Origin of the sequence: Bacillus sp. AFS073361, assembly GCF_002567005.1 — a bacterium.
Taxonomy (GTDB): domain Bacteria; phylum Bacillota; class Bacilli; order Bacillales; family Cytobacillaceae; genus Neobacillus.
In genome coordinates this window covers 13,657-34,832 of record NZ_NUZU01000232.1, presented here as the reverse complement: position 1 = coordinate 34,832, position 21,176 = coordinate 13,657, and the positions used below count along the sequence as shown (strand labels likewise).

20 protein-coding genes are annotated in these 21,176 nt (G+C 41.1%); 2 read left to right on the top strand and 18 right to left on the bottom strand.

Features of this window, described 5'->3' with window-relative positions:
• Positions 1-280 precede the first annotated feature (280 nt).
• Positions 281-1,573, bottom strand: a complete 1,293-nt coding sequence (locus tag COJ96_RS28160) for an adenylosuccinate synthase (RefSeq protein WP_098577078.1) — start codon at positions 1,571-1,573, stop codon at positions 281-283.
• A gap of 212 nt (positions 1,574-1,785) precedes the next feature.
• Between COJ96_RS28160 and COJ96_RS28155 the strand changes: the two genes are divergently transcribed.
• Positions 1,786-2,697 (top strand): nuclease-related domain-containing protein, encoded by a 912-nt coding sequence (locus tag COJ96_RS28155; protein WP_180230288.1) that lies wholly within the window; start codon positions 1,786-1,788, stop codon positions 2,695-2,697.
• A 294-nt stretch (positions 2,698-2,991) separates the two neighbouring features.
• Here the strand turns inward: COJ96_RS28155 and dnaB are convergent, their stop codons facing one another.
• The 11 genes from dnaB to COJ96_RS28100 all read right to left on the bottom strand — a co-directional run bounded on the left by dnaB (position 2,992) and on the right by COJ96_RS28100 (position 13,923).
• The gene (dnaB, locus tag COJ96_RS28150; protein ID WP_098577072.1) at positions 2,992-4,347 is read right to left on the bottom strand and encodes a replicative DNA helicase; all 1,356 of its coding nucleotides are present in this window, start codon (positions 4,345-4,347) and stop codon (positions 2,992-2,994) included.
• Between the two features lie 162 nt (positions 4,348-4,509).
• Entirely contained in the window at positions 4,510-4,959 is a 450-nt protein-coding gene (gene rplI / locus COJ96_RS28145; RefSeq protein WP_098577069.1) for a 50S ribosomal protein L9, read from the bottom strand.
• Complete coding sequence (locus tag COJ96_RS28140) at positions 4,956-6,929, bottom strand: DHH family phosphoesterase (RefSeq protein WP_098577067.1); 1,974 nt, start codon at positions 6,927-6,929, stop codon at positions 4,956-4,958. The genes rplI and COJ96_RS28140 overlap by 4 nt, the downstream gene beginning before the upstream one ends.
• Before the next feature lie 24 nt (positions 6,930-6,953).
• Positions 6,954-7,898, bottom strand: coding sequence for a YybS family protein (locus COJ96_RS28135; protein WP_098577064.1), 945 nt, complete (start codon positions 7,896-7,898; stop codon positions 6,954-6,956).
• A 125-nt stretch (positions 7,899-8,023) separates the two neighbouring features.
• Positions 8,024-8,263 (bottom strand): 30S ribosomal protein S18, encoded by a 240-nt coding sequence (gene rpsR, locus COJ96_RS28130; protein WP_098577061.1) that lies wholly within the window; start codon positions 8,261-8,263, stop codon positions 8,024-8,026.
• 50 nt (positions 8,264-8,313) lie between these two features.
• The gene (gene ssb / locus COJ96_RS28125) at positions 8,314-8,835 is read right to left on the bottom strand and encodes a single-stranded DNA-binding protein (RefSeq protein ID WP_098577058.1); all 522 of its coding nucleotides are present in this window, start codon (positions 8,833-8,835) and stop codon (positions 8,314-8,316) included.
• Positions 8,836-8,898: 63 nt separating this feature from the next.
• Positions 8,899-9,186, bottom strand: coding sequence for a 30S ribosomal protein S6 (gene rpsF, locus COJ96_RS28120; protein ID WP_026568065.1), 288 nt, complete (start codon positions 9,184-9,186; stop codon positions 8,899-8,901).
• Between the two features lie 356 nt (positions 9,187-9,542).
• Entirely contained in the window at positions 9,543-10,643 is a 1,101-nt protein-coding gene (gene ychF, locus COJ96_RS28115; protein WP_098577055.1) for a redox-regulated ATPase YchF, read from the bottom strand.
• Positions 10,644-10,766: 123 nt separating this feature from the next.
• On the bottom strand, positions 10,767-12,761 hold the full coding sequence (locus tag COJ96_RS28110) for a molybdopterin-dependent oxidoreductase (RefSeq protein WP_098577052.1): 1,995 nt from the start codon (positions 12,759-12,761) through the stop codon (positions 10,767-10,769).
• Positions 12,762-12,844: 83 nt separating this feature from the next.
• Positions 12,845-13,042 carry a DUF951 domain-containing protein gene (locus COJ96_RS28105; protein ID WP_026568062.1) on the bottom strand — a complete coding sequence of 66 codons (198 nt, stop codon included), beginning with the start codon at positions 13,040-13,042 and terminating at the stop codon, positions 12,845-12,847.
• A gap of 14 nt (positions 13,043-13,056) precedes the next feature.
• Positions 13,057-13,923, bottom strand: a complete 867-nt coding sequence (locus COJ96_RS28100) for a mechanosensitive ion channel family protein (RefSeq protein WP_098577049.1) — start codon at positions 13,921-13,923, stop codon at positions 13,057-13,059.
• 159 nt (positions 13,924-14,082) lie between these two features.
• On the opposite strand from COJ96_RS28100, the gene yyaC reads away from it, so the two are divergent.
• A complete protein-coding gene (gene yyaC, locus COJ96_RS28095) occupies positions 14,083-14,703 on the top strand; it encodes a spore protease YyaC (protein ID WP_098577046.1) in 621 nt (206 codons plus the stop codon).
• 40 nt (positions 14,704-14,743) lie between these two features.
• Here yyaC and COJ96_RS28090 read toward each other — a convergent pair whose 3' ends face one another.
• The 6 genes from COJ96_RS28090 to mnmG form a co-directional block, all read right to left on the bottom strand.
• Positions 14,744-15,451: a DUF554 domain-containing protein gene (locus COJ96_RS28090; protein ID WP_098577043.1), complete on the bottom strand. Its 708-nt coding sequence runs from the start codon at positions 15,449-15,451 to the stop codon at positions 14,744-14,746.
• Between the two features lie 86 nt (positions 15,452-15,537).
• The gene (locus COJ96_RS28085; RefSeq protein WP_098577041.1) at positions 15,538-16,389 is read right to left on the bottom strand and encodes a ParB/RepB/Spo0J family partition protein; all 852 of its coding nucleotides are present in this window, start codon (positions 16,387-16,389) and stop codon (positions 15,538-15,540) included.
• Positions 16,382-17,143: a ParA family protein gene (locus COJ96_RS28080; RefSeq protein ID WP_098577039.1), complete on the bottom strand. Its 762-nt coding sequence runs from the start codon at positions 17,141-17,143 to the stop codon at positions 16,382-16,384. The genes COJ96_RS28085 and COJ96_RS28080 overlap by 8 nt, the downstream gene beginning before the upstream one ends.
• A 306-nt stretch (positions 17,144-17,449) precedes the next feature.
• Positions 17,450-18,319 carry a nucleoid occlusion protein gene (gene noc, locus COJ96_RS28075; protein ID WP_098577036.1) on the bottom strand — a complete coding sequence of 290 codons (870 nt, stop codon included), beginning with the start codon at positions 18,317-18,319 and terminating at the stop codon, positions 17,450-17,452.
• Positions 18,320-18,490: 171 nt separating this feature from the next.
• The gene (gene rsmG / locus COJ96_RS28070) at positions 18,491-19,207 is read right to left on the bottom strand and encodes a 16S rRNA (guanine(527)-N(7))-methyltransferase RsmG (protein WP_098577033.1); all 717 of its coding nucleotides are present in this window, start codon (positions 19,205-19,207) and stop codon (positions 18,491-18,493) included.
• A gap of 21 nt (positions 19,208-19,228) precedes the next feature.
• The gene (gene mnmG, locus COJ96_RS28065) at positions 19,229-21,118 is read right to left on the bottom strand and encodes a tRNA uridine-5-carboxymethylaminomethyl(34) synthesis enzyme MnmG (RefSeq protein WP_098577030.1); all 1,890 of its coding nucleotides are present in this window, start codon (positions 21,116-21,118) and stop codon (positions 19,229-19,231) included.
• Positions 21,119-21,176: the final 58 nt, after the last annotated feature.

The window sequence follows — 21,176 nt, the reverse complement described above, 5'->3', positions numbered from 1 at the left end:
CTGAGCTAATGGCTCGTACTTGTTTTAATTTGTCGTATCGTGACGACGCTTTTTATAATAGCACGGACTTTGGACTAAAGGCAATACTTTTTTCAAAAAACTTTTATAAAAAGTTTGAAGCCCTCAAAATGAGGGCTTCATTCGGTATGTTCAAAATTATATTTGTCTAGCTACAGCGCCTAGGGACTCGGGGTCATAAGCCATTCCGACCTGAAGGTTAAAAAGCACCCTTCAGCCGGCTAGTCTTATGCCTGTCGTCCCTGAACAGGCGCTTCCTCTTTTATATTTGTCTCCAAGGGCTGCGAACTACATTTGTTTGATTACGATCTGGTCCGACTGAGAACGTTGTTAATGGAATTCCAGTTAACTGGGTCACTCGTTCTACATAATGACGGGCATTTACAGGCAGCTCGTCTAAAGTTTTAACGCCTGTAATATCCTCTGTCCAGCCTGGAAGCTCTTCATAAACAGGCTCACACTGTGCTAATATCTTCAAGCTTGCTGGGTATTCCGTAATAAGCTCACCATTGTAGCTATACGCAGTACAGATCTTTAATGTTTCAATTCCAGTTAAAACATCAATGGAATTAAGTGATAAGTCGGTTAATCCGCTCACACGGCGGGCATGGCGCACAACGACACTGTCAAACCAGCCAACGCGGCGAGGGCGGCCCGTTGTTGTTCCATATTCACGTCCAACTTCACGGATTTGATGACCAATTTCATCATTTAATTCTGTAGGGAATGGACCGTCACCTACACGAGAAGTGTAAGCCTTGCACACTCCAACTACATGGGTAATCTTAGATGGACCCACTCCTGAACCAATTGTAACACCGCCGGCTACCGGATTAGATGAGGTTACAAATGGGTAGGTACCCTGGTCAATATCCAGCATAACCCCTTGAGCCCCTTCAAAAAGAACTCGTTTGCCTTCATCCAGTGCATCATTCAAGACCACGGATGTATCACAAACATACTGTTTTACTTGTTGACCATATTCATAATATTCGTCAAGGATTTCTTCTTTCGTAAATCCTGTTGTTTCATAAATACGTTCAAACAAACGATTTTTCTCTTCCAAATTACGTTCCAGCTTTTCTTCAAACACATCGCGTTCAAGCAGGTCAGCAATTCGAATGCCTACGCGCGCTGCTTTATCCATGTAAGCTGGTCCAATTCCTTTTTTGGTTGTACCAATTTTATTCGCACCCTTACTTTCTTCTTCAACAGCATCAAGTTTTAGGTGATATGGAAGAATGACATGAGCGCGATTACTAATACGAAGATTATCGGTTGTAATCCCTTTTTCATGTAAATAAGCAAGTTCTGCAACAAGTGCTTTAGGATCAACAACCATTCCATTTCCGATGACACAAATTTTTTCTTTATAAAAAATTCCAGATGGAATTAGGTGCAATTTGTACGTTTCTCCGTTGAACTTTATGGTATGGCCTGCATTATTTCCTCCCTGATAACGGGCGATTGCTTCGGCATTTTCAGAAAGGAAATCTGTGATTTTCCCCTTACCTTCATCTCCCCATTGAGTTCCAACAACTACTACTGATGACATATAAGGCACCTCCAAATTAAATACGCTTTACTATTTTCCATAGACCATTTTACCAATTTTTATTACTAAAAGCAAACCAAACACGAACATTTTTATTAAAAAGTTATATTACGTTCGTAAAATATTAATTTACGAATCTACCTTGTTAGTTTTATAGTTTTTCCATAAAATAGAATTATAGTTTTACTAAAATAATGAAAAGGATGTGGAATATGCTATTTAAATCTCGTCTGGAATTGTTGGAAATTACTCTGTTGCGATCATTAAATGCCCGAATGCGTTTATCCGATAAGGATGTTAGTAACTATACAAGACTCAGAAAGGGATTAGAAGGTGAGCAAAAGAGTGATCTGTGGTTGGAGGGGCTCTCAGAGGAGTGGCTCGTCATCCATGATTTATTACTGGAATATAACAATTCAAAATTCCAAATTGATACATTACTTATATCCCACGATAAAATTTACCCTTTGGATATCAAAAATTTTGAAGGCGACTACTTTGTCGAAGCCGAAAAATGGTATACGAGTGCTAAAAAAGATATGAAGAATCCTGTACACCAACAGGATCGTTGTGTCGTCTTACTTCGTTCCTTACTCCGTGATCTTGGCTATCATTACCCATTTGAGCCCTATCTAATCTTCATTAACTCCGAATTTCATTTATATATAACCACTATTAATCCATCTCTTGTTTTCCACTCACAATTGAACCGTTTTTTGAAAAAGCTCAATGCAAGATCTGTAAAACTGAATAAAGGACACTACAAGTTAGCTGAACAATTAGTTGCTCTCCATATGGTAGAGTCACCTTATCCGAACTTACCAGCCTACCAATATGAGGATCTGAAAAAAGGAATCCTTTGTCCAAAGTGTTACTCCTTTTTTTCTGAAATTCACGGTTCAAGTTTGGTGTGTGGAAATTGCGGCTGCAAAGAGGAGGTGGAGTCAGCGGTGTTAAGGAGTGTCACAGAATTGGTGCTTCTTTTTCCTGGTTACAAGATTACCACAAAGATTGTTCGTGACTGGTGTGAGATTGTGAAATCGGAGAAGACTATTAGGAGGATACTGGGGAAGCATTATAAACTACATAGTAATGGCAGGTCTTCTTATTATAGTAAATCTTAATTATCCAACCTTTTTTACTATTCATCACCGTTGACTCGTTTTTACACCTGGGACGGGAACGATTAGGCCCTATTTGTTACCGTTGACTTTCTTTTTCTTCTCCGATGGGCACGATTAGACCCTATTCGTTACCGTTGACCTTCTTTTTGCTCTCCGACGGGCACGATTAGACTCTATTCGTTACCATTGTAGCTCTTTTTCAAACCCGTCGGGCACAATTAGGCCTCCTGAGCACAACCCATCACCCACCCAACGCAAACAAAAAAAGGCTAGCCAAACTAATTTGGCTAGCCACTACGCTCCTGGAGCATCATCATACCGTGTCTCGAGGTTGACGAACTTATTGTATTCTTTTACAAACGCCAACGATACCGTTCCCGTTGGACCATTACGCTGCTTCGCAATAATGATTTCGATAATGTTCTTATTCTCTGATTCCTTGTCATAGTAGTCATCACGATACAAGAACGCTACGATATCGGCATCCTGCTCAATAGAACCTGATTCACGAATATCGGACATCATCGGACGCTTATCTTGACGCTGTTCCACACCACGGGACAGCTGAGAAAGGGCGATAACCGGAACTTTCAGCTCACGGGCTAACTGCTTTAAGGAACGAGAGATCTCGGAAACTTCCTGTTGACGGTTTTCACCCGAACGGCCGCTTCCTAAAATCAACTGCAAGTAATCGATTAGGATCATCCCTAAACCATGCTCTTGCTGCAAACGACGGCATTTCGAACGGATATCACTGATGCGGACCCCTGGAGTATCATCAATAAAAATTCCTGAATTCGAAAGACTTCCCATCGCCATCGTCAGCTTGCCCCAATCTTCGTCTGTAAGGGAACCGGTACGAAGCCGCTGGGCGTCAATATTTCCTTCCGAACAAAGCATACGCATAACCAGCTGTTCGGCACCCATCTCCAGACTGAAAATCGCAACATTTTCACCCGTTTTTGTTGCTACGTTGGCAGCGATGTTTAAGGCGAAAGCCGTTTTACCCACGGAAGGACGGGCTCCAACAATGATTAAATCATTTCGCTGGAATCCAGCTGTCATTCGATCTAGTTCAGCAAAACCAGTGGAAATCCCGGTAATGTCTCCGACGCGGTTGTGCATTTCCTCAATATTGTCATACGTCCGAACCAGCACATCTTTAATATTATGGAATGCACCAGCATTCTTTCGCTGCGCCACGGCCATAATATTTTTTTCAGCTTCACTTAAAAGCGCCTCAACCTCATCCTCACGGGAATATCCGTCAGATGCAATATTTGTAGCCGTGCGAATTAATCTTCTAAGTAATGATTTCTCTTCTACTATTCTCGCATAATATTCAATATTAGCTGCCGTCGGAACGGAGGCGGCCAATTCCCCTAAATAACTAACCCCGCCTGTATCTTCAATCAGTTTGGCAGCTGCAAGTTCCTCTGTTACCGTTACAAGGTCAACTGCTTTCCCTTGATCATTGAGAGTAAGCATCACGTTAAATATTTTTTGGTGGGCGGCACGATAAAAATCCTCAGGAATTAAAATTTCAGAAGCTAGTACGAGAGAGGAAGGCTCTAAGAAAATAGCCCCTAAAACAGCCTGCTCGGCCTCAATATTTTGTGGTGGCATGCGATCTGCATATAAGTCATTCATATATCAAAAACCTCCTATCATGAAGAGGATGATTTATTATTATCAGAAACTATCATATCTCTATAAACAAAAGAAAAAAGTGACCAGTTAAAACCGATCACATCGTGTTGAGTACTTTTCTATTCTATCATGTTCCAGAACCATTTCGTACTGGGAAAATTTTTATTTTACTTCTGTCACAGAAACGGTTAATGTCGCAACCACATCATGATGAAGTTTTACTGGAACCTTTGTGTGGCCAAGCGTGCGAATAGCATCTGCTAATTCCATCTTACGTTTATCGATTTTGATCCCATGCTTCTTTTGTAATTCTTCTGCAATTTGCTTTGTTGTAATAGAGCCAAATAAACGGCCGCCTTCACCTGCTTTAGCAGTTAATTGAACCGTGATTTGGTCCAATACTTCTTTTAATTTTTTTGCTTCCGCTAATTCTTCCTCCGCTAGCTTTGCTTCCTTCTTTTTTTGAGCATCAAGCGTACTGATATTGGCATTATTCGCTTCCTTTGCTAAACCTTGTTTAAGAAGGAAATTATGAGCATAACCGTCGGCTACATTCTTCACTTCACCTTTTTTCCCTTTACCCTTTACGTCTTTTAAGAAAATTACTTTCATTCCTTTTTCACTCCTTCAAAATAATCATCTATTGCTAGCTTTAATTGATTTTCGGTTTCTGCAATTGATAAACCAGTCAGTTGTGTGGCTGCGTTCGTCAGGTGTCCGCCGCCTTTTAGACTTTCCATGATGACTTGGACATTGATGCTTCCAAGTGATCTTGCACTAATCCCAATCACGCCTTCACTGCGCTCTGAAATAACAAAGGAGGCTGTCACACCATCCATTGTTAATAAAGTGTCTGCCGCTTGGGCAATGATCACTTGATCATTGAACTCATTTTCTTTGCCTTTCGCAATCGCAACCCCTTCGCGGTAAAAAGTAACAGACTCAATTAACTTGGACCTCTTAATATATGTATCCACATCTTCCTTCAAAAACTTTTGAACGAGGATGGTATCTGCTCCATGTGCTCGTAGATAGGAGGCCGCATCAAACGTCCTGGAGCCTGTTCTGAGGGAAAAGCTTTTGGTATCCACGATGATTCCCGCTAAGAGGGCTGTCGCTTCAATCATTTCAATTTTACCTCGTTTTGGCTGATATTCAAGGAATTCTGTCACTAGTTCTGATGTCGATGAGGCATAGGGCTCCATATAAACAAGGAGAGGATTGGCAATAAACTCTTCGCCGCGGCGATGATGATCAATGACAACCTTATTGTCAATTTTATTGAGAAGCCGTTCTTCAATGACCATGGACGGTTTATGTGTATCCACGACAACAAGTAAGGTCTTATCCATAGCAATTTCCAGTGCCTCTTCTGATCCAATAAAGTGGGCAAACAACTGCTCTTGCTGTCGTATTTCGGCCATTAACCGTTTCACTCCACTTTCCATGTCCTGAGTGTTGACAACGATATAGGCATCTTTCTGATTCATTTGCGCGACTTTATAGATGCCAATGCTGGCACCAATCGAATCCATGTCCGGATTTTTATGACCCATGATGATTACTTTATCACTAGCGATAATTAAATCCCTTAACGCATGTGAAATCACTCGTGCTCTGACTCTCGTGCGCTTTTCGATTGGATTGGTTTTACCGCCATAAAACTTCACCTTGCCGCTTGGCAATTTAATCGCTACTTGGTCGCCGCCTCTGCCTAAGGCCAAGTCCAAGCTTGATTGGGCTAACCCGCCTAATTCTGGCAGGGAAGTTACTCCCGTTCCGACACCAATACTTAAGGTAAAGGATACATTTTGCTTGGATGTCATTTCTCTGACATCATCAAGAATAGTAAATTTCCCTTTTTCCAGCTTTTGAAGAATTCCTTCACTGAACACGCCAATAAATCGTTCAGAGGAAATTCTTTTTAAAAAGATCCCATTATCCTGCGCCCATTTATTGAGGATAGACGTCACCAGATTATTGATGCTGCCACGCATTTGGTCATCCATTCCCTGGGTGAGATCATCATAATTATCTAAAAAGATAATGGAAATAACGGTCCTGTCATTGTGATACATTTTCTCGATTTCTTTTTGTTCCGTTACATCGAAAAAGTATAAGAGACGTTCCTCACGTCTATGGATGACGCGGAATTTCCGTTCATGAAGGGTAATAATTTCTGTTTCTACTTCCTGTTTAATTAGCGGTATCAGGGTATCTGCGACATCATACAGTGATCTTCCCACCAAGGTATCCTGATCAAAACAAGAGGCTAAGAATGGATTAGTCCACTCAATATAATACTCATCATTAATGAGCATAATCCCGATGGGCATTTCCATTAGCGCTTCTTCACCAACTCGTTTTACGCGGTAGGAAAGGGTTGAGATATACTCTTCCATTTCTTTTCGTTGGCGCCGATCGACTACAAACATATAGTAAATGGGGAAAAACATTAATAACAGCCCTGCTACACTTAATATCCTGTTATATAAATACAGGATAATGAGCAGTACCACTGTGACAGCAATTAACCCATAAAAAGGGTAACGAATGGACCGCTTTTCTAAAAATGCAGGCAAAATTTTCAGCTCCTAGTCGTGAATCTACTCTTTCTTTTCAAATTGCTTCCGAAAGTTAAAGCCTAAATCAGTAATGCCTAATAACATTATTATATAACGGACCAACGGAATCATGAAAGTAAGAATTACTACAAACACGCCAAGTCCCTTCGCAATGGACCTTTGGTGGAAAAGAAAAAATAAAAGCGCCACTCCCTGCAAGAGGATAAACGTCTCTAATACGGATCTTGCATTGATTAAAACAGAATATATGTAGGTTCCTTCTTCTGGATGAAATAAGAGCATTGCCCCCAAGGCAATTAAATAATACCACAACAGACTTTTAGGAAGGGCTAGATTACGAAAATGACCCCAAGGCTGAACATTGACACCAAATCGCTTAGCAATTGGAAAGCAAACCCACTGAATAATAAATGTAAACATAATGGAGGAAAAAATAAGAGCACTTGGTAACAGTAAGCTAATTTGCTTAAGCATGAGGGCATTTTTCTCTTTAAGCTGTGCAATTTCACTTTCTCTTCCCATCGCTTTCAGCATTTCCTCAGAGTTTTTAACTGATTCATTTATGACCACTGTTAGTTCATGGATAATATCTATTTTCATAAAGGAAACAACGACGGCATACATACTTATTAAGCCAACCAAAATCGTGAGCGAACTAGCAATCAGTATGAACGTCCGACTCTTGCCCTTTTGAAGCAAATAACCGATCAACACACCAGCCAATCCATAAATAAGCATAAAACCTAACCCCATCAACGAGCCGGCAATGAATGAAATAAAAATGGCTGCTGCCACGAAAGCGGCAATCAGTTTCAGATTATTTTTAAAAGCAAAGATAATAAACGGCAGCGGTAATACCAAGTTTACAATTGCCCCGACAACGGGAACGTAGATGCTTATTAATAGCAGTGCAGCAAAAGCCGCCAAAAGGATTGCACCCTCCGTTAACTTGCGTACATCTTTCACACTTTCACCCCTAAACAATTACAACACTAATCTTTATTTTACCCGAGATAATCATTTCGACACAAGTTTACGAGTATAAGAAAAAGGCAGCAGGGAGAACCCTTACTGCCTTTTCCATCTATTTATTATTCACCTGCAACAAATGGAAGTAATGCCATTTGACGTGAACGTTTGATTGCAACTGTTAATTTACGTTGGTATTTAGCGCTAGTACCAGTTACACGACGTGGTAAAATCTTTCCACGCTCAGAGATAAATTTCTTAAGTAGATCTACATCTTTATAGTCGATTTTAGTGATACCATTTGATGTAAAGTAGCACACTTTACGACGTTTTGCGCGACCGCCTTTACGTCCTCCTGCCATGAAAATTCCCTCCTTTTTCATTATTGATATTATCGTTCAATTAAGGTTGGTTAGAATGGAAGGTCGTCATCGGAAATATCAATTTGACCATTACCAGCAAACGGATCCTCGTCCATTCTTGTATAACCTTTATTCGTGTTTTGGTTTTGACGCTGATTCTGATTGCCACCGCCATAAGGATTACCTTGTGGTTCCCTAGGAGGAGCACCGAATTGGTCGTAATCGCTTCTTCCGCCACCGCCGCCAGATGCGTTTCTAGGTTCTAAGAACTGAACACTTTCAGCTTGTACCTCTGTAACATAGACACGTTTACCATCTTGTCCTTCATAGTTGCGGGTTTGAATTCGGCCATCCACACCTGCGAGGCTTCCTTTTTTCAAGAAGTTCGCCACATTTTCAGCTGGTTTACGCCAAACAACACAGTTAATAAAGTCTGCTTCACGTTCTCCTTGCTGATTAGAAAATGTACGGTTAACTGCCAAAGTAAAGGTAGCAACAGGGACCCCATTTGGTGTATAACGCAAATCAGGATCTTTTGTTAAACGGCCAACAAGTACGACACGATTCATCATCAGAATCAACTCCTTTTTATTTGGAAAAATGTTCCACGTGAAACATTTCTACCAAGATCTATATTAAGCGTCTTCTCTAATTACTAAGTGGCGAATGATATCTTCGCTGATTTTTGCAAGACGAGAAAATTCTTGTACTGCAGCAGCTGAAGATGTTGTTTTAGTGATTTCGTAGTATCCGTCGCGGAAATCGTTGATTTCATATGCTAAACGACGCTTACCCCAATCCTTTGTTTCAGCAGTTTCCGCACCGTTTTCAAGAAGAATTGTATTAAAACGCTCGACAAGAGCCTTTTTAGCTTCATCTTCAATATTTGGGCGGATGATGTACATGATTTCGTACTTATTCATCACAGTCACCTCCTTTTGGTCTAAACGGCCCATTTGGGCAAGGAGCAATTATTAATTACTCACAAGTTGAAATTATAGCATACAAATAAATTAATTGCAATGTCATTCACAGAAATGAGTTATTTCCAGTTTTGAGCTGTTAATATTGCATGTTAATTTCCGCTCCAGGTGCGAGCGGTTCGCGGGCGTTCCGGGGAGCCTCCTCGGCGCTTAAGCGCCTGTGGGGTCTCCCCAGGCCCGTACTCCCGCAGGAGTCTCGCACCTTCCGCTCCAATCAACATGGTGCCAAATCACCCTGTCTCCTTTACTTACCACTGCAAAATAAAAGCTCTGCAAAATTTGCAGAGCTTGAGCTATTATACGTTAAAACGGAAGTGGATGACGTCGCCGTCTTTTACTTCGTATTCTTTTCCTTCGAGGCGGACCTTGCCGGCTTCTTTGGCAGCTGTATGACTGCCGGCAGCTAATAGATCATCAAATGAAACGGTTTCGGCACGGATGAAGCCGCGTTCGAAATCAGAGTGAATGACTCCTGCACATTGCGGAGCTTTCATTCCTTTTCTGAATGTCCAGGCGCGTACTTCTTGAACACCTGCGGTAAAATAAGTCGCTAATCCAAGTAAATGATAAGCAGCACGGATTAACTGATCAAGACCAGATTCTTCAATTCCTAGCTCAGACAGGAACATTTGCTTTTCTTCACCCTCAAGTTCAGCAATTTCCTCTTCAATTTTTGCACAAACCACGATAACTTCGGCGTTATCAGCCGCTGCAAATTCGCGTACCCTTTGAACATATTCATTGTCAGATGGATCAGCAATATCATCTTCACTTACATTGGCCACATAAAGGACAGGCTTAATCGTTAATAGGTGAAGTCCTTTGACAAGTTTCATTTGCTCATCGGTAAAATCAACCGTTCGAGCAGGCTTTTCTGCTTCAAAAGCATCACGCAGCATCGCAAGCACTTCGAATTCAGCCGCCGCTTCCTTATCCTTTTGCTTAGCTAATTTTTCAACACGGCTAATCCGCTTTTCTACTGATTCCATGTCGGCAAGAATTAGCTCTAAGTTGATGACCTCAATATCATCGATTGGATCCACTTTACCTGATACATGGGTAATGTTTTCGTCAGCAAAACAGCGAACGACTTGGCAAATCGCGTCAACTTGGCGGATATGTGAGAGGAATTTATTCCCTAGACCTTCCCCTTTGCTTGCTCCTTTAACAATCCCTGCAATGTCGGTAAATTCAAAAGCGGTTGGTACGGTCTTTTTTGGTTGGACCAGTTCTGTTAATTTTTGGAGACGGTGATCAGGTACCTCAACGATTCCAACGTTTGGGTCTATCGTACAGAAAGGGTAATTGGCTGATTCTGCCCCTGCTTGGGTAATTGCGTTAAATAAAGTAGACTTACCAACGTTCGGTAATCCTACGATACCAGCTGTTAATGCCATTTATTTCACTCCTCAAAAAATATGATCTATTTTAATAAAATTAGTTCCAATAATAAAAAGACAAGTCTTTCACAATTATAGAGATTTATATAAAAAAAGACAACTGCCGCATGATGGCGGCAGTTAGTTTATTTTTTCGATATTAACGAGGCAATCATATAACGTACTTCCCATTCCATTATCGGATTCACTGCTTGATGTCAGGTGATTTACTGATCCACCAAACTGCTTCCAAATCCCCTCATCGATATTAATCGTGTTCGGGTGGGAGGTGGGCAGGATGGAAAGATAGCCTGTAACGGAGCCGCGGTCATTCCATACTCTTACCATGTCATCTTTTTGCAAACCAAGGTCATCTGCAATATTTTGAGCTACTTCGACCTTCAACCTCAAATTTCCACCTAATAGATGGTAGTTCTGCGAGTGATTGGAACGCATCGGATGGATCGTCAGTAAATTATATGGATACTTTTCAGCTAACTGTGGATTCCTCCACTTTGATTCCTCCGGTACAGCTAAGGTTAATGGTTCATGACCGTTCCTCCGTGCGGTAAATTCATACTTGCCGCTAGGAGTAGTAAACTTTCGGTCCTGCCATGGGATCGCTGTGACCGGTAACTCCAGCGTATGCTGTTCCATTAACGTATCCAGGGAGACACCCTTTCTTTCCAATCTTTCAAAACTCATTTGAAGGAATTGCTTTCTTGTATAGTCAAAATCAGCCCCAAAACCAAGCCGTTTCGCTAATTCCGTCCAAATCCATAAGTCAGGCTGGGCTTCGCCAGGTGCGGATACCAGCTTTGGACCATAATTTACATAATGATGATACATCGAAGAAAAATAAATATCCTCTTCCTCAAAGGCAGTCGTGGTCGGTAACACATAATCAGCAAGCTGCGCGGTATCTGTCATGAATTGATCAATGACCACCAATGTTGGTACAGATGAGAAGGCCTTTTCAACCACTTGGGTGTCAGGCACCTGTGTGACTGGATTCCCACATGTGACAACTATCATTTGTATTTGTGGATTTGTTGCTTTCAGCACTTCTTCGGCCTGTTTCATGATCGAAAATTGACGCCGGCTTTGCCTGCGATTTGCTAGTGTCAACTCTTCAAACACAAAACTCTGGCCCACTTGAAGGTTCGCATAATTTGCGCCCCCGCCCGCAATTCCAATATTTCCGCTACATGCGACAAGCGCATCTATCAGGCGAATTGTATTCCCGCCATTTTGATAGCGCTGCATGCCAAGGCCCATGAACGTGGCAGTAGGTTTGTCCGCATAGACATGCGCTAAATGGGTCATTACTTCACAAGGCACTTCAGTCATTTCACTGATTTCCTCTAAAGTAACACTGCCCAGAAGTTGATCCACATCCTCAAAACCAACGGAGGATTCCTCAATAAACTTTCGGTCCTCTAACCTTAAGCGCAGCAGCTCTTTGATAATTCCTGCTGCTAATAATCCATCCATTCCAGGTTTAATCGAGATATATTCATCAGCAATTTTAGCTGTTGCGTTAAAGATTGGATCAATAACAAACAATTTTGCACCACGTTTTTTTGCCTCTAGCAGCTTTTCGTAAAAGTGCATGTTTGTCCGGGCAACATTTCGCCCCCAGACGATAATATTTTTACTATTATAAACATCATCAGGGCCATGGCTATAAGCATTCCCGAAGTCCCATTGCTGCGCTTCGATGCCTGCCCCCCAGCAAAGAGACCCGTAGAGTTCAGTAACACCGCCGTAGCAATTAAAGAAACGTTGATCGAGGTTTTTTAATAATCCATTATTTGCATAGTCATGGCTGTGTAAAACGGCCGTTGACCCGTATGTTTCTTTTATGCCCCTGAGCTTTTCCGCTATCTCATTCAGCGCCTGTTCCCAAGATATTTGCTCGAATTGGCCGTTGATTTTTTTTAATGGATGCAGCAACCGCTGCGCGGAATTTGTCCTTGTTTCAAGCATCCGTCCCCGCCCACAAATTTTTCCTTGGGTGATTGGATGGGAGGGATCTCCTTCTACTTTTGTGACGCGATCGTTTTCGACTGTTACATGAAATCCGCAGCTATCCCAGCAATTTAATGGACATGCTGCTTGACGTACTTGTGCCACTATTCCCACCCCTATATACAAAAACTCTATTTCTACTTTTCTTATAAGAATAATATATTTTTTCATTTAAAAAAAGCATAAGGTTATTCCTCATGCTTCACCAAAATTTTCTTCATTTTCCTTGAAAATTCCCGCCTCGGAATGAGGACACTATGACCGCAGCCTTCACATTTAATGCGAACGTCCATCCCCATGCGGATGACTTTCCAGCGGTTTGTTCCACAAGGATGCTGTTTTTTCATCTCTACTACATCATTTAGGGCAAATTCCTTTTCTTCCATCCAATATCCTCTCCTTATTTAGGTTGTCCAGAGCCATACATGACCACTTTTGGATCAGGAGCCTTAATGCCATTTTCGTCTAATTGAAGCTTAATATCCCTGCGAATCATACGAGAAACACCTGCCTGCTTCATTGGCAGCGTTTCTGCGACAACGCGTAAGACAATCTCAGTTGCTCCCATTGTTTGAATTCCTAATAACTCAGGGGGCTTAACTAACTCCTCATATTGAGCGGGCATAAATTGAATTGCTTCCTCAATGACCTTTTCCGCCTTAGCGATGTCCTCCCCATAGGCAATCGCAATATCTACAACGGCGATACTATTATTAATGGAAAAGTTGGTTACTTCAATAATACTGCCATTTGGTAAAATATGCAGTTCCCCAGTCCAACTTTTAACTTTTGTCGTTCTTAATCCTATCGCTTCAACATTTCCTTCAAATTGACCAATACGAACATGGTCTCCAACAGAAAATTGATCCTCGAAAATGATAAAAAAGCCGCTGATCACATCTTTGACTAAACTTTGTGCTCCAAAACCTACAGCTAAACCAACTACTCCAGCTCCGGCAATTAGCGCTTTGACATCAATTCCTAACACAGAAAGAATCATCATAAAGGCAATAAAATAAACAACATAGGAAAGGACATTATCAAGCAGCCGAGAGAGTGTTTCCTCTCGCCGTTCCGAAGTACTAAGCGGGGAGAGATTTCTAATTTTAAAAATATTATGGATCATTAATTTTCCAATACGAATCAAGATATTGGTAATAATTAAAATCGCAATTATTTTTAGGAGCCCCTCACCTAGAGCCAGCCACGTATCCTCATTTTGAAATTTATCAAGTAATTTTTGCATACCCTTTTGTGTAAGAGTCATGTAGACACCATCCTCTAAAACCTTTTTGCCAATTCTATTTTAGCAATTATTTTATGCAGTTAATAGCATTATGAATTTTCCTTTTTTACCCGCTTTATGTATAGATTTACTGAAAATTCCGTATAATAGTAAGACTATTTAAGATTAGGGAGTGACTTAATGAATCTGAAATCCGGTTTTTTTGACAGGAGGGCCAAGGCGCGGATCAGCCATGATGATTTGCATGCTGCTGAAAACCTCGCTGAAGAGCTGCTTACGAATATTCCTACGGTAACAAGCCGCCCGATTGTCTTTGTCTGTATTGGTACGGACCGTTCTACGGGAGATTCATTAGGGCCGCTTGTTGGGACATTACTGGAAGAAAAGGATATGCGGGCATTCTATGTGTACGGGACGTTAGATGAACCGATTCATGCCGTTAATTTGGCTGATAAATTAAAGGAAATCCAAGCAAAACATACTGACCCCTATATCATTGGCATCGATGCTTGTTTGGGAAGAGTTAAAAATGTCGGAGTGATTCAAGTGGGGAATGGTCCTGTCAAACCCGGGGCAGGAGTAAATAAGGAGCTGCCGGCGGTCGGTGATATACATATCACAGGCATCGTCAATGTCAGCGGGTTTATGGAGTTTTATGTCTTACAAAATACTCGCTTAAATCTTGTTATGAGAATGGCCAAAACCATAGCCAATGCCATCTATCAAGCAAGTCTGCTCTACCCTAAGCAAAATTGGACTGAATTAAACTTAAACTGGCTCGAAGAAGAAAAGACAAATTAAAAGAGCAGACGGGTGTAACCGAATGCTCTTTTTGCTAAATTTATTGAACAATATAAAGAACCGATACAATCAGCCCCGTGACGACGATCCCAGGCAGGAGGTTGGCTACTTTAATTTTCACTATTCCGGTTAAATTTAAGCCAATCGCAAAAATCATGATTCCGCCTGTTGCTGTCATCTCGACAATAAACTGATCCATTAATGCCTGCGGGACAAATCGGTCAATCTGGGTCGCAAATAGGGCAATGCCCCCTTCATAGAGGACAACCGGAATTGCTGAAAAAATAACCCCAATTCCCAATGTAGTCGTTAAAATTAACGCCGTAAATCCATCGATTAATGATTTCGTGTACAACACATCATGATCACCGCGGATGCCGCTGTCAAGTGCGCCAATAATCGCCATTGCACCGATCACAAAAATTAATGTCGCCGTAACAAATCCTTCGGAGATACTGCCTTTTCCATTGGAGGGGCCAACTTTCTTCTCCAGCCATAATCCTAAATCATTTAATTTATCCTCCAGTTTTAAGGCCTCACCGGCAACCGCTCCCACAACGAGGCTAATAATAACAATGAGGAAATTTTCACTCTTTAACCCCATTTGTAAGCCCAACACCATGACAGATAAACCAATGGCATACATAACCGTGACTTTCATTCCTTCAGGAATCCGGTTTAACAACTTTCCAAGCAGTGTGCCAACAACTATTAAAAGCCCATTGACCAGTGTTCCTAATAAAAACATCTTACATCCACCTTTTTTCGACCTTCGAAATATATTTCTTTTAAACTATCATATAAGTAAAAAAAAATAAACCACCGTTTGATGGTTTATAATGATGAATCCTCTTGATGGAGCATCTCTAAAATTCGTTCCAAATCCTCGTTAGAGAAGAACTCAATTTCAATTTTACCCTTATTCTTGTTCTGCTTAATATTTACCGTCGTTCCAAACCGTTCCCGCAGGACATGTTCCCGTTCCTTGATAAACACATCTTTCTTCGGTTCAGGCTTTTTCGTTTCACGTGGAACATCTTCATTTATTTGTTGAATCAGTTTTTCCAACTGACGAACATTCAATGCTTCTTTGGTTACTTTTTCGACCAAGCTTGGCAGTTTTTCTTTTTGGCGCAGTCCTAATAAGGCACGGCCATGGCCCATCGATATTTTCCCACCTGAGATTAATTCTTGAATCTTTTGAGGGAGGGAAAGAAGACGGATATGGTTGGCGATATGCGGACGGCTTTTCCCTAGACGCTTCGCTACCTCTTCTTGTGTCAATTTTAACTTTTCCATTAACAATTGATAGGCTAGTCCTTCTTCAATTGGATTTAAATCTTCCCTTTGCAGGTTTTCAAGGACGGCCAATTCCATCATTTGCTGTTCCGAAAGTGTTCGGACCACCGCAGGAACCGTTTCAAGCTTTGCCTCTTTCGCTGCACGGAAACGCCGCTCACCTACTACGATTTCGTAGCCGCGAATACTTTTTCTAACCACGAGCGGCTGCAAGATTCCATGCTCGATGATCGACTCTTTTAATTCATCGATTGCCTCTTGTTGGAAGGTTTTACGAGGCTGATATGGATTGGGACGTAATTCATTTAGTTTGATTTCTAGAACGACTTCCTCTTTACTAGCATCCGCAAAAAATGCATTAAGGCCTTTTCCTAAACCTTTAGCCATTCGAGACCACTTCCTTTGCTAAATCTAAATACACCTCAGCACCACGGGATTTGGCATCATAGGTAATAATCGGTTCACCATGACTAGGAGCTTCACTTAGACGTACGTTTCTTGGAATAATGGTTTTATATACTTTATCCTGAAAATATTTTTTCACTTCTTCAATGACTTGAATGCCCAGATTGGTCCGTGCATCAAGCATGGTCAATAAAACACCTTCAATTTTCAACTCCTGATTCAAATGCTTCTGAACAAGTCTAACCGTACTTAATAATTGGCTCAATCCTTCCAACGCATAATATTCACATTGAACAGGAATTAACACGGAATCAGAAGCTGTTAAGGCATTAAGGGTTAATAAACCTAACGATGGCGGACAATCAATAATAATATAATCAAATTGATCTCTCACTTCTGCTAGGGCACGCTTCAAACGAACCTCTCTTGAAATGGTCGGTACCAATTCAATTTCTGCACCTGCCAGCTGAATAGTAGCTGGGATGGCATACAAATTTTCAACTGATGTAGATTTAATGACATCCTTTGCTTCTACATCATCTACTAAAACATCATATATACATTGGTCAACTTCTGCCTTTTCAATACCAATCCCGCTTGTTGCGTTTCCCTGCGGGTCCGTGTCTACTAGCAGGACACGTTTTCCAATATATGCTAAGCAGGCACCTAGGTTGACAGAGGTAGTCGTTTTTCCGACTCCGCCTTTTTGATTCGCGATTGCAAGAATTTTGCCCACAATGTCACCTACCCTTATATTCTCTCAAAGTTTTATTCTGCTATTCTATTAAATTTTATAAAAATATTGTTCATTTGGCTAATTTAACCTGGATGGCTAAAAGAAAAATTCCATTCCTTTATTTTAGCATGAAACAGATAGGTTGTTGGATTTTTTCTAAAATTATTCAAATGTCTACTGGTTAAAAGATTGCTGGATGGGGGGATAGAAAACAACATGTATCCAAACATTTCCATTCACAAAAAGACCTTCCAAATAAAAAGAACCAAGCATTTGATATGCCTGGTTCATTTATCTATTTATCTATTATTTTTTCTTTGGAATACGAATTGTAAATTGGTAGAATTCGTCAAACTCTTCTTCCTCAGCATCAAGGTTAATTCCGCTGTCCGTTACCATTGATAAGGATTGGCGAATTGTATTGACGGCAATTCTCATATCTTTACTAAAAGCTTTCCGTTTTGGTTTAGGCTTTTCATTTTTTTGCTCGAGCAATTTAACCACACGTTCTTCGGTTTGCTTAACATTAAAATTCTTTTCGATAATTTCAGCTAATAGTGCCACTTGTTTTTCAGGATCCTTTAGAGGGATCAATGCACGGGCATGTCGTTCTGTAATGATCTTCGATAATAATGCCTCTTGAATTTGCTGCGGTAATTTAAGAAGACGGAGTTTGTTAGCCACCGTTGACTGCCCTTTTCCAAGGCGTTGTGCTAAGGCTTCCTGGGTCAAGTTGTGTAATTCCAGCAATTTTCCATAGGCCATCGCCTCTTCAATAGGGGACAGCTCTTCCCGCTGCAGGTTCTCGATTAATGCAACAGAGGCCGTTTCTGTATCCGATAAATTTTTAATAATTGCCGGTGCTTCGGTCCAGCCCAGCTGTTTCATCGCCCGAAAACGGCGTTCTCCTGCTATAATTTCATATTGTCCAACCGCAAATTCCCTTACGACAATAGGTTGAATAATACCATGAATATGAATGGTCCGCGCTAATTCTTCAATTTTCTCTTCATCAAAAACCGTCCGCGGCTGAAAGCGGTTTGGAACTATATGGTCAATTGGTATTTTATTGATTTCTTCATTTTTTTCCGTAATCAGCTCTTTTTCAAGTTCTTGTTCAACCTCTGGTTGTCCCTTATCGCCGAGGCCAAAAAAGCGTGTAAATGATTGTTTCATCCCCAACACCACCTTTACGAAACTCCCTATTACTTATTCTCTGCCTAGTTCCATTCTTCCTGCCTAGAATAACATGTTTGCCCTAAAAATTGTTAGATTTCCAAAATTGTTTTTCTAAAGAAGTCAAAGCGCTCCGGTCCATCCGCTGCTAAACGGGCGCTTCTGCTTTTCTTATTCAATTGGTGTCTTTCCTGGTGTCCCAGGCTTTCGCGGATATTTCTTTGGTGTTTGTTTTTCCTTTTTTATAATGAGAATATTTCGTTCACTTTCTTCCATTGGAAGCGTAAAAGTAAACATTTCCTCTAATTTTCCACCAAGAGTGGTGATTGCCTTTTGACCCATTCCTAATTCATCCTTAGCATGAGCCGCCTTCATAGCAATAAAATGACCGCCTACTTTGACAAGTGGTAAACAAAACTCACTCAACACGGACATTCTTGCTACCGCCCTTGCCGTTACTACATCAAATGTTTCACGGAACTCTGGATTGACCCCGAAGGTTTCCGCACGATCATGAATAAAATGGACGTTTTCTAAATTCAATTCTTTAGCTAGATGATTTAAAAAAGAAATACGCTTGTTTAATGAATCTACAATCGTCACCTCAATATGAGGGTAAACAATTTTTAATGGAATACTTGGGAACCCTGCACCTGCTCCAACATCACAAAGATGGAACGGCTTTGTGAAATTATAATAGAACGAAGCCGTAATGGAATCATAAAAATGCTTTAAATACACTTCCGCTTTATCGGTAATCGCGGTGAGATTCATTTTTTCATTCCATTCAACCAATGTTTCAAAATACTTCTCAAATTGGTCGAGCTGCACACTTGTAAGGGTAATCCCCTTTTCCTGTAAATTTGCTGCAAATTGTTCGATGATCATTCAGTAATCTTCCTCACATAGTTATTCATTCGAAACCCTTGCGATCTTGCCTTGTTCTAGATAGACAAGCAAGATGGAAATATCAGCAGGATTTACACCGGCTATCCGGGATGCCTGGGCAATGGACAGCGGTTTGACTAACTTTAATTTCTGCCTAGCTTCCGTCGCAAGTCCGGAGACGGCATCATAATCAATATTCTCAGGAATTTTCTTATCTTCCATCTTCTTTAATCGTTCCACTTGCTGCAGGGACTTGGTAATATATCCATCATATTTAAGTTGAATTTCCACCTGTTCCTTTACATCTTCGTCTAAAGCAACTTCACTAGGGAAAATAGTTTCAAGTTGCTGATAGGACATCTCAGGTCTTTTTAATAAATCAGAGGCCCGGATTCCATCCTTTAATTCACTGCCGCCAATGCTGCGGATCATTTCTTGAACCTCAGCTGTCGGTTTCAGGAATGTTGATTCCAAGCGTTGCTTTTCGGCATCAATTGCGTCTTTTTTAGCCAAGAACTTTTCATAACGTTCGTCACGGATTAAACCAATTTGATGGCCTATTTCAGTTAAGCGTAAATCAGCATTATCATGGCGTAATAGCAGGCGGTACTCCGCACGTGATGTTAGCAAACGATACGGTTCATTCGTACCTTTTGTAATTAAATCATCAATTAATACTCCAATATACGCATCGGAACGGCTTAATACTAACTGGTCACGGCCCAGTGCATTTAAGCCTGCATTGATCCCGGCCATTAAGCCTTGACCTGCCGCTTCCTCATAACCAGATGTCCCATTAATTTGACCGGCAGTATATAAATTTTTCACTACCTTTGTTTCAAGTGTTGGCCACAACTGTGTCGGAACAATCGCATCATATTCAATCGCATAACCGGAACGCATCATTTGCACATTTTCAAGTCCTGAAATCGATTTTAGAATTTGCTGCTGCACATCTTCCGGTAAGCTTGTTGACAACCCCTGCACATATACTTCCTGAGTATTCCTTCCTTCAGGCTCAAGGAAAATTTGGTGCCGCGGCTTATCATTAAAGCGGACCACTTTATCCTCAATCGACGGACAGTACCGCGGACCTGTTCCCTTAATCATTCCAGAAAACATTGGTGAGCGATGAAGGTTCTGATCAATAATTTGATGCGTTTCTTCGTTTGTGTAGGTTAACCAGCATGGCAGCTGATCTGTAATATATTTCGTTGTTTCATAAGAAAATGCTCTAGGTTGATCATCACCCGGCTGGATTTCTGTTTTACTGTAATCAATGGTATTACTATTAACGCGCGGCGGCGTTCCCGTTTTAAAGCGGACCAGATCAAATCCTAGTGTTTCAAGATGTTCAGATAATTTGATTGATGGCTGTTGGTTGTTCGGGCCACTCGAATATTTCAAGTCACCAATAATAATTTCACCACGTAAGAATGTACCGGTTGTAATAACGACTGTTTTAGAACGGTACACAGCTCCTGTTTTGGTAATAACGCCGGTACAAACGCCATCCTCGACGATTAATTCTTCGACCATCCCTTGGAGGAGAGTCATATTTTCTTCTTCTTCAATGGTTTTTTTCATTTCATGCTGATAAGCAAATTTATCCGCTTGGGCACGTAATGCTCGAACGGCAGGCCCTTTACCTGTGTTCAGCATTCTCATTTGGATATAGGTTTTATCAATATTTCTACCCATTTCACCGCCAAGCGCATCAATTTCACGAACGACGATTCCCTTAGCAGGGCCTCCAACCGATGGGTTACACGGCATAAAGGCTACCATATCAAGATTAATGGTGATCATTAATGTTTTTGCACCAATTCGAGCGGCAGCAAGGCCTGCTTCACAACCGGCATGTCCTGCTCCGATGACAATGACGTCAAATTTTCCTGCTTCGTATTGCATGTTGTTCCTCCTTTTCCGTATCTTACGGAAACAATGCTTTTCACTTTTTTATAACGGT